Here is a 20,793-nt window from a genome sequence, read left to right on the forward strand (position 1 = left end):
GCTCATTCGCTTTCGGCCCTGCCAAGGGATTACTTAATTTTGGCGCGTCCCCTGCGTACAGTGCAGGTGTGGCACTGGAACGGCACAGTCATCTGAGCACCGACGACGTCTTTGTGGCGGACGTGCGGTGCGGGGACCCCCCGCACGGCTGGAGCGAGGTGCGCCCGGCCGCGGTCTTCGGGCTGCTGCTGGTCAGACGCGGGGTGGTGCGCGGCCGCATCGAGGGCGTCGAGCAGTTGCTGGACCCGACGACCGTCTTCGTGGAGCGGCTGGGCAGCGAGCGGCAGTTCGCGCATCCGTGCTGCGGCGTGGCCTACACCGAGATCGTGCTGTCCGAGCCGAGCATGGCCGACGTCCTGGGCGGCGACCCGGTCGTCCCCGAGGGGTCGGCCTACACCACCACCCAAGTCGACGTGATGCACCGGCTGTTACTGGCCCGGATCCGCGCAGGGGACGGCGATCCCTTCGAACTCGCCGAGCGCACCGTCGAACTCGTCAGCACCGTCTTCGGGCAGCTGGCCCCGGCCAGGGTGGCCAGCGGGCAGCCGGCCACGGTCGCCGCCCGCAAACAGGTGGTGGACGACACCCGGGAGGTCCTCGGCAAGAACCCGCTCATCGGGCTCGACGGGCTGAGCCGGGCGGTGGGGTGTTCGCCCCACCACCTCAGCCGGGTCTTCTCCGCCGTCACCGGCTCGACCCTCACCCACTACCGCAACCGGCTGCGCGTCGCCGGTGCGATGGACCGGCTCAGCGAAGGCGAGACCGATCTGCGGCTGCTGGCCAACGACCTCGGCTTCACCGACCAGGCCCATATGACGCACGTCGTGCGCAAGACCGCCGGGTTTCCCCCGGGCCGGCTGCGCTCCCTGCTCGGGACGGGCGGCGGCCGGTAGCCCACGGGCATGACGGTGGTCACGCGGCGTCGGCGCCGGCCCAGACCTCGGGGACGCGGCCGTTCCACGGTCGCGCCCGCTCCAGCTGGCCGGCCAGCCGGAAGAGGACGTCGTCCTGCCCGTATCCGGCGGCGAACTGCATGCCGACCGGCAGCCCGGTCGCCGGGTCCGACTCCAGGGGGACGGACATCGCCGGTGTCCCCGTGATGTTGAACACCGCCGCGAACGGCGCCCGGTCGAAGAGCCGGTCCAGCCAGCCGGGGGCGTCCAGTTTGTCGATGCCCCCGTCGTACACGCCCAGCGGCAGCGGGAGTTCGGGCAGCGTCGGGGTCAGCAGGACGTCGTACTCGGTGAAGTGCCGGCCCAGGGTGCGGGAGACCCTGTTGCGCACCGCGAACGCGTTGACCAGGTCCGCGCCGGTGACCTGCCGGCCGTAGGCGTAGCAGGTGAGGAGTACGGGTTCGAGGGTGCTGGAGTCGATGGGGCGGCCGAGGGCGGCGGCCAGCTCGACCGCCGACGCGGCCAGGTGCGCGCACCACAGCCGGGCGTTGGCGACGACGAACTCCTCCCAGCTCACCCCGAGTTCCGCCTCGGCCTCCTCCACCCGGTGGCCCAGGTGCTCCAGCAGTGCCACCGTGCGACTGACGGCCCCGGCGACGGGCGGCGTCGTGGCGCGGCCGCCCCAGGGGCGGGTGAGGACGCCGATGCGCAGGGAGCCCGGGTGCCGGGACACCTCGTCGAGGTAGGGGCGTACGGGCCGCGGGGCGACATAGGCGTCGCCGGGCTCCGGGCCCTGGATGCGGTCGAGCAGCGCGGCGCTGTCGCGCACGGTGCGGCTGACGCTGCCGTGCACGGCCAGGCCGCTGTACGCCTCGTCCACGTCGGGGCCCGGGGAGACCCGGGCGCGCGTCGACTTGAGCCCGAACAGGCCGTTGTAGGCGGCCGGTACGCGGATCGAGCCGCCGGCGTCGGTGGCGTGGGCGACCGGGACGATCCCGGCGGCGACGGCCGCCGCGGCGCCGCCGCTGGAGCCGCCGGCGCTGAGACCGGTGTTCCAGGGGTTGCGGGTGGCGCCGTGGAGAACGGGTTCGGTGGTGAGGCTGAAGCCCATCTCGGGCGAGGAGGTGCGGCCGATCGTCACCAGGCCGGCCCGGCGGAATCGTCGCATCAGGGACGAATCGGTGCGGGCGGGGACGCCGGCCGCGAGACGGCTGCCGAACTCGGCCCGCTTGCCCGCCATGGTGACGCCCAGGTCCTTGATCAGGAACGGCACCCCGGCCAGCGGGCCGCTGCCCGGGACCGGGACGTCCTCGCCCGGCCAGGTCTCCACGACGGCGTTGAGCCGCGGGTTGACCGCGTCCGCCGCGGCGAGCGCCGCCTCCTCCAGCTCTGTTGGGCTCACTTCCCCGCGGGCGACCAGCCCCGCCAGGCCGACCGCATCGAAGCTCACGTACTCGGACCGTTTCATGACGCCCCCGTTGTCTGTCCTGCGAGTTCCGCGTGAGTGGGTGGGTTGGTGGGATCGGTATCGCACGGAATTCGGGGTGCCACAAGAAGTTGGCAGGATGATGCAGGAAGAATGAAATTGAAGCGTCATCAAAATGGGTCGGAGGGGATCGATCCGAATTCCTTCGCTGCTGTGCTGACTTGGGTGAACGCGCGGAATCGGAAATTCGTTTCGCCGGGTTCTGCAAGGGAATCCGACCGGTCGGTCCCGGTTGTCGTCGCCGGGGGGCGGGCCCTTGGCGGGTGGGGGAGGGGGCGGTCTTCCGGGGGATTTCTGGAAGGGGTGGTCCCTCCTCCTGGGGGTTCGGTGCGGGGTGGTGTGTGGGGCGGCGGCGTCGGTGGAATTTTGAATTCCGGGTTCGGGTTCGGGTGGTTCCGTTATGGGGGAGCGCTCGGTGGAGCCGGGTCCGGGAAAGTCCTTCGGGGTGGTGTTGGGTGGTGTTGGGGGAGGGGGTCGGTGAATCGCTTCGAGGGGATTTCTCGGGGGGGGCTTCCGGGGTGACGTCGGGGGGCTCGGGGTGGGTGCTTGGTGCGGGGCGTGGTGAGTTTGCCCCTGGCCCGCCCTTTCACCGTTTCTTCCGGGGCGGAGCCCCGGGCCCGGCACCGCGCTGCCGCGCGGTGGGCGGGGCTCCGCCCCTGCGCCCCGGCGGGGGCTGCGCCCCCTGCCCCCCTGCTCCCGGGGCTCCGCCCCTGGCCCCCTTTTTCGGGGCTCCGCCCCGGACCCCGTTGTCGCGGCTCCGCCGCTCGTCCTCAAGCGCCGGACAGGCTGGAGTGCGCGCCCGCGCCTGAAAACCTCACGCCGGAAATCACGCCGGAAAACCTCACGCTGGAAATCCGGCCCGGGCGCACAACCAGCCCGTCTGGGGGTTGCCCCCTCCGGGGAGCTTGAGGACTCCGCTCGGAGGGCGGACGGGGCCCGGGGTCTCCCCGGAAGAAACGGTGAAAGGGCGGGACCGGGGCACACACCCAGCCCGTCCGGCACCTGAGGACAGCGCCCGAAGGGCGCTTCAGGGGCGCAGGGGCGCAGCCCCGCCCACCCGCGCGGAGCGCGGTGCCGGGTCCGGGGTCTCCCCGGAAGAAACGGTGAAAGGGTGGGGCAGGGGCACACACCCAACTCGTCCGACGCTCCAGGGGCCCAGCGGGGTCCAGGGGGCGCAGCCCCCAGTGGGGCACAGGGACGAAGCCCCGCCACCCGCGCCGCGCCCCACCACTGGCCGGAATACGCGCGGTTCCACCCGCGCTTCCGCCCCCTCGCGGCATTGCTCCCACTTCGTACGCCACAGAAGCGACGTCAATTGGCCATTGACACGGTTTGCCACCTCGACAATGATCGATGTGTCGCACACGTGATCCGTGCGAGCAAGGAAGTGAGTGCGCGTCATGACCAGTTGAGGCGGTGGCGAACCGACGCCCGCCGATGACGACGCCACTGCAGCCGTTCGTGGATCCGGCCTTCCGGCGTGCCCGCCGTCCCTCCCGCCGAACATTCCGTCGTCACCCGTACCCACAGGAAAGACTCCCGCCAAGGGAAGGGCGAGCTTTGCCGGCCAATCCAGCGTTCCACCGTTCCACCTCCGAGCCGTCCGCCGAACCGCCGGCGGACCGCACCGCGCCGGTGCGCGCGCCGGGCGGGCTCGCCGCGGCCGTGCTCGACCAGGCGCGCCACACCCCGGAGGCGATCGCCGTCCGCGACGGCGGCCACACCCTGGACTACGCCGCCCTCGACGCCGCTTCCGCCGCCGTCGCCCGCGCCCTGCGCCACCGGGGCGTCCGCCCCGGCCAGGCCGTGGCCGTGTGCCTGCCCCGCTCCCGGCATCTCGTCTGCGCCATGCTCGGCGTCCTGCGGCTCGGCGCCGTCGTCGTCCCCCTCGATGCCCAGAGCCCGGCCGACCGCCGCGCCCACATCCTGGCCGACGCCGGCTGCACGGTCCTGCTCCACGACGGCACGCCGCCCGCCGAACTGCCGGACGGCATCCCGCCGTTGGCGATCACCGAGCTGCTCGCGGCCGGGAGCGCCGACGACACCCCGCTCCCCGAGCCCGCCCCCGGAGCGGACGCCGAAGTCGAAGTCGACGCCGACGCCGTGTCGTTCGTCTTCTACACCTCCGGCACCACCGGCCGCCCCAAGGGCGTCGAGGTCCGCGACGCCGGCATCCTGCGCCTGGCCCGGCCGGGCTGGCTGCGCCCCGGCCCGCCGGGCCGCCAGGCCTGCCTGTCCAACCCGGCGTTCGACGCCATCAGCTTCGAGGTCTGGGTGCCGTTGCTGACGGGCGGCTGCTGTGTCGTCCTCGGCGACGAGGACGTCCAGACCCCCGAGCGGCTGGCCGCCGCGCTGCGCCGCGAGCGTGTCGACACGGTCTTCCTCACCGTCGCCCTCTTCAACGCGGTCGTCGACAAGGTGCCGGACTGCTTCGCCGACGCCGCCCGGGTGCTGGTCGGCGGCGAACAGCTCAACGCCCCGCTCATCCGCGCCTGGTACCGGCACAACGCCACCGCCGGCACCCAGCTGTACAACGTCTACGGCCCCACCGAGGCCACCACCTTCGCCCTGATCCACCCCATACCGCGCGACTTCGACGGCGACGTGGTGCCCATCGGGCGCGAACTTCCCGGCACCGAAGCCCTGTTGGCAATCGAGGCCGCCCGCGCCGCCGCCCCCGGCGAGCTCGCCGAACTCCTCCTCGCCGGCGAGGCGCTGGCCGTCGGCTACCGCAACCTGCCCGAGGAGACCGGGCGCCGTTTCGTCCGCCTGCCCTGGCACGACGGCGGCGAGCGGATCTGGTACCGCACCGGCGACCTCGTACGTCTCGACGCCGCGGGACGGGTCGTCCACGTCGGACGCGCCGACCGGCAGGTCAAGGTCCGCGGCTTCCGCATCGAACCCGGCGAGCTGGAACGGCAGCTCCTCGCCCACCCCGCCGTGCGCCAGGCCTATGTCTGCGCCCATCGCGACGAGACGCACGGCGTCAACGAACTCGTCGCGTACGTCGTCCTCGCCGACGGCCTCCCGTACGAGGAGTACGAGCGGCACCTGGCCGCCACCCTGCCCTCCTATATGCGCCCGCACCGCACCCACCTGGTCGGGGCGCTGCCGCTCACCGGCAACGGCAAGGTCGACCAGAAGGCGCTGCTCGCCGGCGCCGGCGAGCCTTGGCGGCCCGCCGACAGCACCGGCCCGGCCGCCACCGTCGTCCAGCGCGAACTGCTCGCCCTGGCCGGCGGGATCCTGGGCGGAACGGAACCCCGGCTCGGCGACCGCTGGATCGCCTGCGGCGGCGACTCGCTCAAGGCCCTGCGCCTGCGCTTCGAGATACGCCGACGCTGGGGCCGTGATGTGCCCCAATCCCTCGTCCTGGAAGCCGACTTCGCCCGTCTCGCGGAGGAGGTCGAGGCAGGGCGCGGGGTCGCCGCCCATCCGCCGGTGCCCGCCCCCACCGACGCGCGCACCGCGCCCGCCACCTCCGAGCAGCAGCGCCTCTGGCTCCTCCAGCAGCGCTCCCCGCGCTCCCGCGCCTACAACGTCGGACAGGCTTTCCGTATCGACGGTGCCGTGGACCCGGCCGCACTGCGTGCAGCCCTCCGTCGGCTCGTGGAACGCCACGCGGCGCTGCGCACCGGCTTCACCACCGGCCCCGAGGGCCTGCTGCAGACCGTCGGTGACCCCTACGACCCCTGGACCGGTACCGAACAGGGGGACGGCGACTGGCGCGAGGCCGCCGGGCGCTTCTTCGCCGAACCCTTCGACCTGGCGCTGCCCCGGATGCTGCGGGCCCGCTGGCTGGAATCCGCCGACGGCGGCGGCCACCTGCTGCTGCACCTGCACCACATAGCCGTCGACGGCTGGTCGCTGAGCGTCCTCTTCGGCGAACTCTCCGCCGACTACACGGCGTTGGTGAACGGAACCGAACCGCCGCACCACGCCCCCGTGCCCACCCCGCTCGACCACGCGGCCTGGCAGAGCGCCTGGTCCGCCCACCCCGCCTACGCGGAGCAACGCGCCGCGCTGCACGCCCACTTCGACGATTCGGACGGATCCGACGAGGCGGAAACGCCGCTGGAGCCCGCCCGGCCGGATGCCGGCCCCGAAGGGCGGCTGCTGCACGTCCCGCTCGACGCCGGACTGCGCGTCACGCTCGACCGACTCGGTGCCGAACTCGGCCTGACCCGCTTCCAGTTGCTGCTCGGCGTCTTCGCCTGGAGCCTGTACGGCGTCACCGGCCGCGCCCGGCCGCGCGTCGCGGCCCCCGTGGCGGGCCGTCCCGTGCAGGAATTCGAGCGCAGCGTCGGCATGTTCGCCAACACCGTGCTGCTCCCGCTCGGCCTGCGGCCCGACGAGGACCTGCGCGCCCAGCTGCTGCGTCTGGCGGACGGCGCCCGCGCGGTGCTCGAACGGCAGGACGTGGCGCTCGCCGACGTCCTCGCCGACCGGCGGTTCGCTGCCGGACGGAGCCCGTTCGACGTGCTGTTCGTCCTGGAGAACACCGACTTCGCCGCCCTCGACCTGCCCGGCTGCCGCACCCGCCCCGTCTGGCTCGCCCCGGCCGAGGCGAAGTGCCCGCTGACGCTCTCGGTGATCGAGCACGAGGCCGGCCTCGACTGCCTGTGGGAGTACGCCGCCGACCACTTCACGGCCGCGGAGGCCGAGGCCCTGGCCGGTCTGTTCCGGCAGGGGCTGGACCGCCTCGCCGACGGCGGCACCGCCACCCTGGCCGGGCTCGTCGCCCCCCACCGCGCATCCCTGCCCGACCCCGGCCGCGGCGAGGCCGTGGAGCCCGCCTTCACCACCGTCGCCGAGGGCTTCGCCCGCCAGGCGCGCACCACCCCCGACGCCCCCGCGCTCGCCTGGGACGGCCGTACCCTCACCTACGCCGAACTCGACGCGCATGCCGCGGCGTTGGCGCAGGAGATGGCCGGTCTTGTGCCGGACGGCGGCCCGCGCCGCGTCGCCCTGCTCCTGGAGCCCTCGCCCGAGCACGTGGTGGCCCTGCTGGCGCTGGCCCGCCTCAACCTCACCGTCGTCCCCCTCGACCCCGCCTACCCCCCGGCCCTGCTCCGGCAGATCCTGGACCGGGCGCGGCCGCTGTGCGTCCTGGTGCCGCCCGGCGGGACGGGCGTACCGGAGGACGAAGTCGTCCCGGACGGGCTGCCGCGCCACCGCGTCGTCCTCGCCGACGCACCGGCACCCGCCCCCGCCTTCGTCCCGCACGACGCCGCCGAGCCGCTCTACCTGCTCTTCACCTCCGGCTCCACCGGCACCCCCAAGGGCGTCCAGGTGCCCGACCGCACCCTGTGCGACCTGCTGCACTGGCAGGCCACGGACGGCTCCCTCGCGCCCGGCGCGGTCACCCAACAGTTCTCCGCGCTCTCCTTCGACGTCTCCTTCCAGGAGATCTTCTCCACGCTGTGCGGCGGCGGCCTGCTGCACCTGGCCCGCCCCGGCTGGCGGCAGGACGCGCCCGCGCTCCTCGAGCAGCTCGAAACCGCCGGTGTCGAGCGGCTCTTCCTGCCCTACGTCGCCCTGCAACTGCTCGCCGAGCACGCCGTGCGCCGCGGCGTGTACCCCGGCAAGCTCCGCGAAGTGGTCACCGCGGGCGAGCAGTTGGTGTGCACCGACGCCATCCGCCGCTGGTTCGCCGGGCTGCCCGGGGCGCGGCTCTTCAACCACTACGGGCCGACCGAGACCCATGTGGTCAGCAGCCTGTGCCTGGACGGCGACCCCGCGGGCTGGCCGGAGCGTCCGGCCATCGGGCGGCCCGCCGCCGGCGCCCGGCTGCGCGTCGTCGACGACGCCGGGCAGCCCGTACCGCCCGGCTGCCCCGGCGACCTGCTCATCGGCGGACCCATGGTTACCCCCTGCTACGCGGACGACGAGGAGCTCAACCGCACCCGGTTCACCGAACTCCCCGGCGCCGGGCTCTTCTACCGCACCGGCGACCGGGCCCGCTTCGACCACGACGGGCTGCTGCACTTCCTGGGCCGCGACGACCAGCAGGTCAAACTCAGCGGCCACCGGCTGGAACTGGGCCAGATCGAGGCCGCGCTGCTGCGCCACCCCGCGGTCGTCAACGCCGTCGTCGTCCTCGACGACGGCCGGCTGACCGCCTGCCTCGAATGCCGGGACGCGGCCCCCACCCCCGGCCCCGACGAACTCACCGCCCACCTCGCCGCGTTGCTCCCCGGCTACGTCCGCATCGCCCGCTACCGCCGCCTCGCCGCCCTGCCGCTGACCCCCAGCGGCAAGCTCGACCGGCGGCGCGCCCTGGCCGCGCCCGGCGAGGACCTGGTGCCGCCGCACGACACGGCGCCCGCCCCCGCCCCGCGGCTCACCCCGCGCGAGGCGCAGCTGTCCAGGCTGTTCGAGGAGGTGATCGGCCGGCCCGTCGGCCCCGACGAGCGCTTCTTCGACGCGGGCGCCACCAGCCTCGGCCTGATGCGCTTCCATCTGCGCTGCACCACCGAACTCGGCCTGGACATCGGCATCCCCGACCTGTTCGAGCACGTCACGGTCCGCCGCCTCGCCGCCTTCGTAGACGGAAGCCCCGCGGCGGACCCCGCGGCGGATCCCACGGCGGAACCGGCCGTCGCGGCCGGTGCGGGGACGGCCGACGAGCCGATCGCCGTCGTCGGCATGGCCGTACGGCTGCCCGGCGCCGACGACCTGGCCGCCTTCTGGTCCCTCGTGGAATCCGGCGGCCGCGGCATCGAGCACTTCGACGCCGCCGACGGCCTGATCGGCGCCCGCAGCCAGATGTCCGGCCTGCTCGGCTTCGACCCCGAGCACTTCGGCATCAGCCGCCACGAGGCCCGGCTCATGGACCCGCAGCAGCGCCACCTGCTGATGACCTGCGTCCAGGCCCTCGCCCACGCCGGCATCGCCGACCCGGCCGCGAGCCGCGTCGGCCTGGTCGCCGGCTGCGGCGAGAACACCTACTTCCAGTCCATGCTGCGCGAGGCCGACCCGGCCCTGCTGCCGGACACCTTCCAGATGGCCCTCCACCACGACAAGGACTACCTCGCCACCAAGGCCGCCTTCCATCTCGGCCTGACCGGACCGGCGTTCACCGTCCAGGCCGCCTGCGCCAGTTCCCTCGTGGCCGTCCACGTCGGCGCCGGACTGCTGCGCCAGGGTGACGCCGACGTCGTCATCGCCGGCGGCGTCCTCGTCGACACCCTGCTCACCGGCGGCTACCGCTACCGGCCGCAGCACATCTTCTCCAAGGACGGCCACTGCCGGCCCTTCAGCGACGACGCCAGCGGCACCATCGGCGCCAGCGGCGTCGGCGCCGTCGTCCTCAAACCGCTGCGCCTGGCGCAGCGCGACGGCGACACCGTCTACGCCGTCGTCACCGGCTCCGCCCTCAACAACGACGGCTCCAGGAAGGTCGGTTACAGCGCTCCCTCCGTCGCCGGACAGCGCGAGGTCATCCGCACCGCGCTCCGCCGCAGCGGCCGCACCGCCGCCGACCTCGGCTACGTCGAGGCCCACGGCACCGGCACCCAGCTCGGCGACCCGATCGAAGTCGCCGCGCTGCGCCAGGCGTTCGGCCCCGACACGCCCGACGACTGCGCCCTGGCCTCGGTCAAGAGCCAGATCGGCCACCTCGGCGCCGCGGCCGGCGTCGTCGGCATGGTCCGGGCCGCACTCTCCGTCCACCACGGCGTCGTCCCGCCCAACATCGACTTCAACCGCCTCAACCCGCGGATCGACGCAGGCCCGTTCGTCTTCCCCACCGAGGCCCGCTCCTGGCCCGTCGGCCGCCCGGCGCGGGTGGCCGCGGTGAGCAGCTTCGGCATCGGAGGCACCAACGCCCACCTGGTGCTGGAGGAGGGCAACGGCGGCGCCCTCGCGGCTCCGTCCGTGTCCGTGCCCTGCCTGACGCTGTCCAGCAGCAGCGAGCGGGCCCTGCGCACCGACGCCGCCCGCATCGCCGACTACCTGACCGCCCGCCCCGAGGCGTACGGGCAGGTGCTGCGGCACCTCCAGGCCGGACGCCCGGCACGTCGCCGACGCGTCGCCGCGGTGTGTGCCGACGCGGCCGCGGCGGTGGCGTGGCTGCGCACCGTCGCCGGGAACGAGGTCGCTCCGGCCGGGGTCACCCCGATCGAGGAGGAGGTCGCCGCGGAAGGCCGCACGGCGGAGGAACTGGCCGCCGCCTTCACGGCGGGCCGCACCGTCCGCTGGCCCGCCGGACCCGCGCAGGCCCCGTGGGACTTCCCGCCGCCCGCCTTCGACCTGGCCGACTACGACTTCGAACGCGCCGTCGTGGCCGCGGAGTTGCCCGCACCGTCCGAGCTGCCCGAGCGGCTCCCCGAGTCCGCGTGGCTCCACCAGCCGCAGTGGGTACGGCTGTACCGCGCCGCCCGCGGCGACGTGCCCCCGCGGCGCGGCACACTCGTCGTCCTGACCGACACGCCGCTGCCGACCGAGGCCCTGCGCCCGCTGACGTCCGCCTGGGACCGGGTGGTGCGCGTCACCGCCGCGGACGCCTTCGCGCGGGTGGCCGACGACGCCTACGAGGCCGACCCGGCGGACGCCTCGTCCCTCCGCCGCGTGCTCGACGCCCTCCCCGGCGACGACACCGTCGACTGGCTCCACGCCCTGCCCCTCACCGTGACCGGCACCGTCGGCGAGGAGTCCGTCGAACGCGCCCGGTGGGCCTGCCTCGACACACCGGCCGCCCTGCTCCGGGCCGTCACCGGCACCCCGCTGGCCGCCCGGCTGCGTCCCTGGTGGCTCTCGTACGGCGCCCAGCCCGTCGAGGGCACCGTCCACCGGCCCGAACTCGCCCTGCTGGCGGGCGTCGCCGAGGTCGCGCCGCAGGAGTGCGGCGTGGACGGCCACTGGCTCGACCTGCCCGACACCGATCCGGCCGGCTGGGTGTCCTCCCTCCCCGGCCTGCTCGCCCGGGCCGACGGCGACGAGGAGATCCCCCGGCGGCTCGCGCTGCGCCAGGGCTTCTGGTGGCGGCAGGCCCTGCTGCCCGTCCCCGCCCCGGCCGCGACGGCCCCCTCCGTCCTGCCCGAGGGGCCGGCCGTCCACCTCGTCCTCGGCGGCACCGGCGGCATCGGCTCCAGCATCGCCGCGTGGCTGCTGGAGCACTCCGACTGCCGGGTCGTCCTGCTGGCCCGCCGCCCCCGGCTGCCGGAGGAACTGTCCCCCTGGGCGGACCGCGTCGCCCTGGTCGAGGCCGACCTCGCCGAGGAGACGACCGACGCGATTCTCGACCGGATCGCCGGGCATGCCCCGCGCATCGACGGCGTCGTCCACGCGGCGGGCGTGGCGGCCGGCGGGCTGATCGCCCGGCGCGACGCGGCCGCGATGCGGCACGCCTCGGCGGCGAAGACACGCGGCGCCCTGCTCGTCGAGCGGATCGTCGAGCGCGACGCACCGGCCTTCGCGGCGTACTGCTCGTCCATGTCCGCCCTCTTCGGCGGCATCGGCCAGCTCGACTACGCGGCCGCGAACGCCCTGTTGGACGGCTTCGCCCGGCACCGCGCCGACGGGGCCACGGTGCGCATCGGCATCGACTGGGACATCTGGAGCGAGGCGGGCATGGCCCGCGAGGCGCTGACGACCGACGCACGCCACCAGGCCCACCTCGCCGTCGGCCTGGCGGTGAAGGAGGGGCGGCGGCTCTTCGGCCGCGCGCTGCAACTGCAACTGCCGCAGCTGCTCGTCTCCACGACCGACATCGACCGCGCCCGGGAGTTCTACGCGGGACCCGCCGGGGGAGCGGCCGGGACGGCGGACATCGCCGATGACATTACCGATGACATCGCCGATGACGCCGCCGAACAGCTCACCGAATGGCTCTGCCGCTGGCTGGAGCTGGACGAGCTCGACCCGGCCGCCTCGCTCTACGACCTGGGCGCCGACTCGCTGACGATGATCGACCTGATCAGCACGGTGGAGGACCGCTTCGGCGTCGAGCTGGAGCTCTCGCGGCTGAGCCACCGCGTCAGCCTGGAGGAGATCCTCTCCCACCTGGACGAGGCCCGGACCCCGGCCGCCTCCGACGAAGGCCCCGTCTCCGTCGAGGTCTGGCAACAGGGCACGGGCCGCGACGTCCTCTGCCTGGTCCACCCGGTCGGCGGCGACATCCAGGCGTACCGCGCGCTGGTCGCGGAACTCGACCCGGCCCTGACCGTCTGCCTGATCGCCGACCCGGCGCTCTCACGGACGGACGCGCCCGCCTGGACGCTGGCCGAGCGGGCACGCGCCTACGAGGCGGCACTGGAGGCCCGCTTCCCGCACGGCAGTTGGCGCCGCAGGCTGGCGGGCTGGTCCTTCGGCGCGTGGGTGGCGCTGGGCATGGCCGCCGAGGCGGAGCGCGCGGGCCGCCCCGCCGCGGGCCTCCACCTCGTCGACCCGCCGCCGCCGGGCGCCGGACGGCTCTTCCGCACGTACGACGACGGGCACCTCGAAGCCGTCTTCGCCCATGAGCTGGGCCAGGACGGCACGAGCTGCGAGGCGACGGCCTACGCCGAACGCCTGGCCCACTGCTGCCGGGCCAACCTGGCCGCGATGACGGACCACGAGCTGCCTTCGCTGAGCGCGACCCCGAGCCGGGTGTGGCTGGCGGAGCGGCCGGTGGACGACCTGCCGGCGCCGGTGCCGGTGGCCGAGCAACAGCTGCTGTGGGAGCGTCAGTTGCCGGGCCTGCGGGCCTGTGAGCTCCTGGATACGACGCACTACGGCATCGTGCGCGTACCGCATGTGCGTGCGGTGACGGAGGCGGTCAACGGGGAGGTGGGGGAGATGGCGGGTGAGTGACGCCGTGGTCCTGTGAGCCGGTGCCGGAAGGGCAAGCGCCCTTCCGGCACCGGCTTGTTCGGGATCCGGCGGTGGCGCCGCGCTGGTGGATGTGTGTGAACACTGTTCAAGAAGTGGCCTTGAGTTGCTACGTTCTGCCCGTCGTGACAGCGGCATGAGCCGCCGTCCTTGCAGGGAGGGCATGCATGAGCATCGGAGAACGGCGTGGTGTGCCAGGGCGGGCACAGAGCTGTGAATCGGCCGGCGCCTTCCGCGGGGTGGGGAGAAGACGTACGGGGGCGGCGGGCGTCAGAGGCAGAGTCGCGGCGGTGATCGGAGCGATCGCGCTGATCGCCGCCGCGGTGCTCGCCGGTACGGCGGGGACGGCCGCCGCTGCGGAACGGGGGTCGCAGGCCGCGGCAGCCGGGTGGGCCTGCTCCGGGACGCCCGTTCCGCCCGGGTACGTCACCACCAACTACGACCGTAACGGCTGCAACGGCATGGGCGCCTGGTACCAGGAGCCCGTCCACGATGGCATATGGGCTTGCTCGGGTTCGACTCTCGCGCCCGGGTACGTCTACACGGACCTCAACCGTATCGGCTGTAACGGGCAGGGTGCGTGGTACCACCAGCTGGTCCGTGACGGCATATGGGCCTGCTCGGGTTCGACCCTCGCGCCCGGGTACGTCTACACCGATCTCAACCGTATCGGCTGTAACGGGCAGGGGGCGTGGTACCACCAGCTGGTCCGTGACGGCATATGGGCCTGCTCGGGTTCGACCCTCGCGCCCGGGTACGTCTACACGGACCTCAACCGTATCGGCTGCAACGGCCAAGGCGCGTGGTACCACCAACTGCCCCACGACCACGTATGGGCCTGCTCGGGCTCACCCGTCCCGCCCGGCTACCGCACCACCAACCACGACAGTAACGGCTGCAACGGTCAGGGCGCGTGGTACCTCGTGCGCGCCTGACCGACCCGACCCCGACCCCGATCGCGTAGGCCGGAGGCACCGCGCACCCTGCGGCGCCTTCGATCTACGAAGGCGGCCTGGCGCATCTCGTGCCTGAACCGTTCCTCCCCGTGCCGCCACCTTCCCGACCAGGCCGAACCGGCCTGACCTGGCCTGCCGTCAGGCCCGTTCCCCTGCCAGACTGGGACCGTGATGGAACTCAACGGCCGCCCCGCCGACCCCGATGCCCTCGCCACCCTCGCGCTGACCAACTACGGTCACTTCACGACCATGCGCGTAGACGACGGCCGCGTACGCGGCCTCGGGCTCCACATGGAGCGGCTGGCGGGCAACTGCCGGGCGCTGTTCGGCGCCGAGCTCGACATCGACCGCGTCCGGGCGTACGTCGCCCGGGCCGTGCCCGCCACCGCCGGGTCCCTCGTGGTCCGGGTGACGGTCTTCGACCCGTCCCTGGACCTCGGTCACCCCTCGGCCGCCTCCACCCCGCACATCCTGGTGACCACCCGCCCGGCCGGTCCCGCGACCGTGCCCCCGTTCCGGGTGCGGACGGTGCCCCACGTGCGGGACGCGCCGACGGTCAAGAACGTCGGGCTCTTCGGCCTGCTGAACGCCCGCCGTGAGGCACAACTCGCGGGCTTCGACGACGCGTTGTTCGTCGGACCCGACGGCGGCATCTCGGAGGGCGGCACCTGGAACGTGGCCTTCGTCGATGCCCGGGGAACGGTCGTGTGGCCCGAGGCGGAGGTGCTGCCGGGCATCACGATGGCGCTGGTGCGGCGGGACGACCACGTCGTCGCGAGGGTCACGACCGACGATCTGCCGTCGATGAAGGCCGCGTTCGCCACGAACGCGGCGATCGGGGTGCGCGCGATCGCCGCGGTGGACGACGTACAGCTGGACGCCGGGCACCCCGTCGTCAAGGCCCTGCAGGACGCGTACCTCGGGCTGGCGGGGGAGCCTGTGTGACGCCCTGTTAGTTACACCAGACCGCGCAGGATCTCCCCGGCGTGCGTCCACAGCACCGAGCCCCCGGCGCCGGGGACGACGTGCCGCACCGCGCCGGGGATGCGCGACGCCAGGCCCGCTCCCTGGTCGGGGGAGTGGGCCGTGTCCTCCGCCCCGTACCACAGCGCGACCGGGGTCGTGATCGACGCGAGATCGATGCCCCAACGGCCCATGGCCAGCACGGTGTCGCGCGCATAGCCCGCCGGGCCCTGCGCGAACGCCTCGTCCAGCGCGGTGCGGTACGCGGAGGCGAACGGCTCCCGTGAGTAGACGGCGACGTCGCAGGCCGGACTTCTCGCCATCACCAGGTCCCACATCGCCCCCGGGGAGAACCCCGCGAAGACCTCCTCGGCGGCGGCCGGATCCGCGACCGCGAGGTCCACCAGGCGCCGTAGCTCCGGCGGCAGCGCCTCCGCGAAGCGGGGGTCGGCGACCTCGTCCGCCGCCGAGACCAGCGACAGCGCGCCGATCACCCCGTCCGCCGCGGCGCAGGCCAGCGCGAACGGTGCCCCCTGCGAGTTGCCGACCATGGCGGGCCGCCCCAGCCCCCGGAGCCCGGCGAACGCGCGGACGTCCGCCGCGAAGTCCGCGAGGGTGCGCCCGGGTACGGGGGAGGAGGCGCCCAGCCCCGGGCGGTCGAGCGAGATCAGCCGCACACCGAGCCCGTCGAGGACGTCCGCACCGAAGCCGAGCCGGCGGCTCGTGGCCGCCCCGGGCGAGAGCAGCACCGGCCGCCCGTCGTCCGGACCCCACTCGGCCCAGCCGAGGAGCCGCCCATCGGGCAGGCGTTGTTCACCGGTGCGGACGGGGGCGGGGGTGTCGATGATCATGAACCTCATCATGCCGTTCGGCCCGGCGCGGGGCATCCGGATTTCATCCGGCCGCGTGCAGCGCCTACCGTGCCCTCCTGGGCCCGTTCGATGCGGCAGCCGCTGCACAGCACTTCTTCGGCCACGGGCCGGAAGAGGTAGGGCTGTAGGTGGTCGCCCGCGCATTCGCGCATCTGGGCGACGCGGGGTTGTGGCGGGGCCGGGCGGATCGGTGGCGCCTCGGGGAGTTTGCGGGTCAGTCGGTCGCGGATGAGGGATGCGGCGTGGTGGACGGGTTCGGGGAGGCCGTTGCGGAGTTCTTCGCGGAGGTCGCGGCCGGTCGCCCCGCGCAGCAGCCAGTCCGCCGCGAGCGGTGCCAGCTCCTTGAGCTCTCGTCCGGTGAGACGGAGTCGGCGTTCGGTGTGGGAGACGGAGGTGAGGACGAGGGCGGCGTGTTCGACGAGGTCGTCGGGGATGAGTTCGCGCGGCGTCGGTGGCACGGGAGGTGGGGAAGTGTTCTTCACCGTGTTTGTCTTTGGGTGACGGCCGACGGGCCGGGGGGTCGGCTCACCGACGGCCGGTTTCACGGCAGTCGGAGCCGGACGCCCGTCCCTGGCGGCCCGCGCTTCCTCGGCGCTGATCGGGTGCCCGGAGAACAACTGCGCGGTCGACCACCGCCCGTCGGGCCCCTGGCTGCGCCACTCGTGTGCGTAACCCTCCTGCTTCAGCTGCTCCTTGGCGCGTTTGAAGGCGGAGCTTTTGAGCCCAGCCCGGGCTGCGGCTTCGGAGAAGGACAGGCGTGCGACGTCGGGGGCGTACAGCAGCCAGAGATACAGGCGTACGGCCTCGTGGGAGAGGCGGGTGTTGGTGATGACGTCGTTCGGTACTTGAGTGAACCGACGCTCGGGCGCGATAACATGGCGCAGCATCCCAGGGTTTCCTTACAACCGTGGTGGTGTAGGCCCCTGCGGTGTCCTGCCAGACACGTGGGGGCCGCTTTATGTGGCCGAGCGTACAGCCAACTGCGCGCGACACGCGGGCCGTTGGACCCTACGAACACCAGTCCTGAATCAGGCTGCGGATGCGGTCGGGGGAGCAGGGGCTCTGCTCCTCGCCGGGAGGGGAAAGCAGCGGCCGGTCAGTGGCTGCTGATCCGCGCGGCTACGCAGGGGTCCTCGTTGCGGTAGCCGAGGCGGGTGTAGAGCCGGTCCGCAGGGGTGTTGTCGGCGAGCTGCCACAGCGTGCAGAAGCCGTACCGGCGGACGGCGTACCGGGTCAGCCATGAGGTGAGTGCCGCGCCGAGCCCCTGGCCGCGCAGGGCCGCGTCGGTCGCGACGGACGCCATCAGGGGCGCGCCGCTGTCCCGCAGACTGCTCATGGCGCCGCACGCCACCAGCCGCCCGCCCGCGTCACGGATCCCCGCCCAGAGACTGACGTCCGAGGAGCCGGGCCCGGTCGAGTGGGCCGGGCTGTGCTCGCCGAGGAAGGCGAGCAGTTCGCCGTGGTGCGCTGCGTTCAGCTCCGTCACGCGCTCCTCCGCCGGATGGAGCGGCGGCTCGTCGAGCGTCCAACGGAAGATCCAGGCGACAGGGTCGGTCACCGGGAGATGGCGGCCGAGCAGTGTGTCGGTGCCCTGCGGTCCGGTGAACTCTCTTATGGTTCCGGGGAATTGGTGGGCCGCGCAGAGGGCGAGACCGGCTGCGGCGGTCGGTTCGCCGACGCTCCACAGGTGGCCGCGCGGCTCGTCGAGCCAGGCCACCGCGCCGTCGCCGGACCAGCCGATCCGGTCGGCCGGGCGCGGCCGTGCGGCGCCGAAGCGCAGCAGGGCCGATCCGGTCTGCAGTTCCAGGCCCTGGGTGAACAGGTCCGCGGTCCGGGTGGGAAGGGTCGTCGCCTGCATCGTTTTCTGGGGAAGGATTCCTCTGTGGAGGAGGGCGGAAGGGCGGGCGGACGGTCCGGATCCGCGCAGGGCAGGGCCGGAACCGTCGTTCGGTGATGGGAGATGTGGGGAATTCCGGCGGCCTCCGCGCACAGGGCGGAGCGCCTGGCGAACCGGAATATCCACTGTCGCATACCGCCCCCGGCCCGGTGCAAATCTGCACCCTGACCTGTGACGCCCTGACCTGTGATGGGATGGACCGATGCGTACAACCACCCGTGCCGTCGTCCCCGCCGCCCTCGTCGGCGCCCTGCTGCTGACCGCGTGCGGGACGGAGAACGCGGGCACGCCGGGTGCGTCGAGGTCTCCGGTCCTGCGCGGGGACGCCGGCGACCTGGAGAAGGACGGTGTGCGCATCACCGGGATGGGCGGTGAACGATCCGAGGTTCCGGTCGAGTTCGAGGTCACCAACCGCGAGGGCCAGCCCTTCACCTACACCGTCACCGTCGACGTGCTCTCCGGTTCCGGAGAGGTGTTGGCCAACGGGAAGGAGACGGTGGCGTCCGTCCCCTCCGGGCGGGCCGTGCGGCGGACCGTCCGCATCGGGACGATGACGGCCGGTGCGGAGCGGGCACGGGTCGCCAAGGTCAGGCGTGTTCCCGCGGACGAGGCCCCGGCCGGGGCGGAGGACTGCCCGGCCTCCGGATTCCGGCTCACGGCGGACGACGGCGACGCCGCCATGGGGCTCCGCGTGGTGGGGCTCCATCTGCAGAACTGCGGGGACCGGGCCCGGCGGCTCGACGGCTACCCGCTTCTGGAGCTTCTGGACGAGGGCAGGAAGCCGGTTCACGGTGTGGAGGTCCTGCGCGGCGGTGGTGACATCGCCGGCGTGACCGGGTTCGATGCCGCGCCGCAGCCCGTCGCTCTGGAGCCGGGCGAGAGCGCGCTCGCTCGGCTGATGTGGCGCAACACCACCGGTGCGGGCGATGCCGTGAACGCTCCCTACGTCCGGGTGCGGACCGGGGCCGGGGCCCGCCCCATGACGGTGATCCCCGAACTCGACCTCGGCACCACGGGGAAGCTCGGCGTCAGCGCGTGGACGAAGGCCCCCGGGCCGCGCTGATCAGCAGCCCCGGACCCGCGCCACCGTCCGCATCGGCAGCTCCTGCGGGCTCAACGCCAGCCGGGGCACGGGCCGGACGGGCCGGTCGTCCACCGGGTGCAGCTCCCAGCCGGCGGTGATCGTCGCCAGGACCAGGGTGGCCTCGGTGAGCGCGAAGACGTCCCCGATGCATTTGCGCGGCCCGCCGCCGAACGGCACGAACGCGGTGCGGTGCGGGGCGTCCCCGGTCAACCACCGGTCGGGATCGAAGCGTTCGGGATCGGGGAACAGGTCGGGGCGGCGGTGCAGGAGGTACGCGCTGTAGACGATGGCCGTGCCGGCGGGGATGGTGTGGCCGCCGAGCCGGGTGTCGTCGGTGGTGGTGCGGGTGAGCACCCAGGCGGGCGGGTAGAGGCGCAGGGCCTCGGTGACCACGGCCGTGGTGAGCTTCAGGGCGGGCAGGTGCTCCAGGGACGCGGCCGGTTCGCCGTCGAGGACGGCGTCCACCTCGGCACGCATCCGGCGGGCCACGCGGGGGTTGCGGGCCAGCAGGTGCAGGGCCCAGGCCAGGGTGGTGCCGGTGTTCTCGGTGCCGGCGGCGAAGAAGGTGACGAGCTGGTCGGCGATCTCCTCGTCGGTCAGGCCCCGGCCGTCGGGGCCGCCGTCCCCCGGCGGGTCGTGTCCGGCCGACAGCAGCATGGACAGCAGGTCGCCGTCGTGGAGTTCGCCGGAGCGGTGGTCGATGACGATCCGGTCGATCGCGGCGCGCAGGCGGGCGCGGGCCCGGTCGTAGCGGCGGTTGGCGGGGGTGGGCAGCCGGTCGGCCGGCGGGGGCGTCAGGGCGCGCCGGGGGATGCCCGCCACGACGACGGTGAAGTCGTCCATGAGCCGGGAGAGGGCGTGGTCGTCGAGGGCGGCCGGGTCGCGGCCGAACATCGTGGTGATCGTGGTCCGGGCGCTGATCAGGTGCATCTGCCCGAGGGCGTCCACCGTCTCCCCGTCGGTCCACACGCCGGTGACGGCCATCGCCTGGCGGCGCATCGTCCCGGCGTAGCCCGGCATGCGGGCCGGGTGGAACGCGGGCTGCAGCAGCCGCCGTTGCCGGCGGTGGTCGCTGTACGGGCAGCTGGCCAGCCCGTTGCCGGTCAGCTCGCGGATGCGGTCGTACAGCGGCCCGCCCTTGTCGAAGGTGCGGTCGTCGCGCAGGACTTGGCGGGTCAGCTCGGGGTCGCAGACCACCACGGCCCGGTACGGGCCGACGCGGACCCGGACGAGGTCGCCGTGGCCGGGAAGGGCTGCCAGGAAGCCCAGGGGATCCCTGAGCAGGGGGAGGGCGTGGCCGATGACGGGGAGCGCGCGGGGGGCGACGCCGAAGGCGCAGATGCTCTTCATGCTCTCCCCGTGCCCGGGCGGTATCGGAAGAATCCCCGGCAAGTGGGGTGTGTGGGGGCAAATTGGAGGCGAAGTGGAGGACCTGAGCGGGATTTTGCGCCCTTCGGCGGATGAACGAAGGTGCCACCGGCGGAAGCGTGTGATGGACACCATGCACCGGATGATGCTGAACGGACTGTTCCGTTCACACCTCGCCATGCAATGATCCAGCCAGGCCCGCCGGGGAAGCGGGCCGCGTCCTCTCCGTCGCCGCGCCTGTGGCCCGGCGGCGCCTGCCTACGGACATCCACCCTTGTCCGCCCGCACCTCGTGGTCCGGAAACACACCGTTTCCCGCCCCGGGCCGTGCGACCGCACCCTGACGACCCTCACCCGGCCGGTCCTCCGTCCCGACGGACCCCTCCGTCACGGCCGTTGACCGGTACCTCTCCCCCCACACATCACCGAGCACCGAGCACCGGGCGCCACGCGTCCGTGATCG

At 73.6% G+C, this 20,793-nt stretch carries 10 protein-coding genes; 5 read left to right on the plus strand and 5 right to left on the minus strand.

From position 1 onward, the window contains the following. The first annotated feature begins 68 nt into the window (after nucleotides 1-68). The gene (locus AB8735_RS33170; RefSeq protein WP_372411368.1) at nucleotides 69-893 is read left to right on the plus strand and encodes a helix-turn-helix domain-containing protein; all 825 of its coding nucleotides are present in this window, start codon (nucleotides 69-71) and stop codon (nucleotides 891-893) included. A 19-nt stretch (nucleotides 894-912) separates the two neighbouring features. Here the strand turns inward: AB8735_RS33170 and AB8735_RS33175 are convergent, their stop codons facing one another. Then, complete coding sequence (locus AB8735_RS33175; protein ID WP_372411369.1) at nucleotides 913-2,361, minus strand: amidase; 1,449 nt, start codon at nucleotides 2,359-2,361, stop codon at nucleotides 913-915. A gap of 1,653 nt (nucleotides 2,362-4,014) precedes the next feature. On the opposite strand from AB8735_RS33175, the gene AB8735_RS33180 reads away from it, so the two are divergent. From AB8735_RS33180 to AB8735_RS33190, 3 genes are all read left to right on the plus strand, one after another. After that, nucleotides 4,015-13,173 carry an amino acid adenylation domain-containing protein gene (locus AB8735_RS33180; RefSeq protein ID WP_372411953.1) on the plus strand — a complete coding sequence of 3,053 codons (9,159 nt, stop codon included), beginning with the start codon at nucleotides 4,015-4,017 and terminating at the stop codon, nucleotides 13,171-13,173. 308 nt (nucleotides 13,174-13,481) lie between these two features. Beyond that, nucleotides 13,482-14,126 carry a hypothetical protein gene (locus tag AB8735_RS33185; protein WP_372411370.1) on the plus strand — a complete coding sequence of 215 codons (645 nt, stop codon included), beginning with the start codon at nucleotides 13,482-13,484 and terminating at the stop codon, nucleotides 14,124-14,126. A gap of 192 nt (nucleotides 14,127-14,318) precedes the next feature. Further along, entirely contained in the window at nucleotides 14,319-15,092 is a 774-nt protein-coding gene (locus AB8735_RS33190; RefSeq protein ID WP_372411954.1) for an aminotransferase class IV family protein, read from the plus strand. Nucleotides 15,093-15,103: 11 nt separating this feature from the next. On the opposite strand, the gene AB8735_RS33195 is transcribed toward AB8735_RS33190, so the two are convergent. The 3 genes from AB8735_RS33195 to AB8735_RS33205 all read right to left on the minus strand — a co-directional run bounded on the left by AB8735_RS33195 (nucleotide 15,104) and on the right by AB8735_RS33205 (nucleotide 17,840). Then, the gene (locus AB8735_RS33195) at nucleotides 15,104-15,961 is read right to left on the minus strand and encodes an alpha/beta fold hydrolase (RefSeq protein ID WP_372411371.1); all 858 of its coding nucleotides are present in this window, start codon (nucleotides 15,959-15,961) and stop codon (nucleotides 15,104-15,106) included. 8 nt (nucleotides 15,962-15,969) lie between these two features. After that, the gene (locus AB8735_RS33200) at nucleotides 15,970-16,869 is read right to left on the minus strand and encodes a hypothetical protein (protein WP_372411372.1); all 900 of its coding nucleotides are present in this window, start codon (nucleotides 16,867-16,869) and stop codon (nucleotides 15,970-15,972) included. Nucleotides 16,870-17,078: 209 nt separating this feature from the next. Then, complete coding sequence (locus tag AB8735_RS33205) at nucleotides 17,079-17,840, minus strand: GNAT family N-acetyltransferase (RefSeq protein WP_372411373.1); 762 nt, start codon at nucleotides 17,838-17,840, stop codon at nucleotides 17,079-17,081. A gap of 241 nt (nucleotides 17,841-18,081) precedes the next feature. On the opposite strand from AB8735_RS33205, the gene AB8735_RS33210 reads away from it, so the two are divergent. Further along, nucleotides 18,082-18,942 (plus strand): DUF4232 domain-containing protein, encoded by an 861-nt coding sequence (locus tag AB8735_RS33210; RefSeq protein WP_372411374.1) that lies wholly within the window; start codon nucleotides 18,082-18,084, stop codon nucleotides 18,940-18,942. Here AB8735_RS33210 and AB8735_RS33215 read toward each other — a convergent pair whose 3' ends face one another. After that, nucleotides 18,943-20,313 carry a cytochrome P450 gene (locus AB8735_RS33215; RefSeq protein ID WP_372411375.1) on the minus strand — a complete coding sequence of 457 codons (1,371 nt, stop codon included), beginning with the start codon at nucleotides 20,311-20,313 and terminating at the stop codon, nucleotides 18,943-18,945. Nucleotides 20,314-20,793 lie beyond the last annotated feature (480 nt).

This window comes from Streptomyces luteireticuli (assembly GCF_041519305.1).
Lineage (GTDB): Bacteria > Actinomycetota > Actinomycetes > Streptomycetales > Streptomycetaceae > Streptomyces > Streptomyces luteireticuli.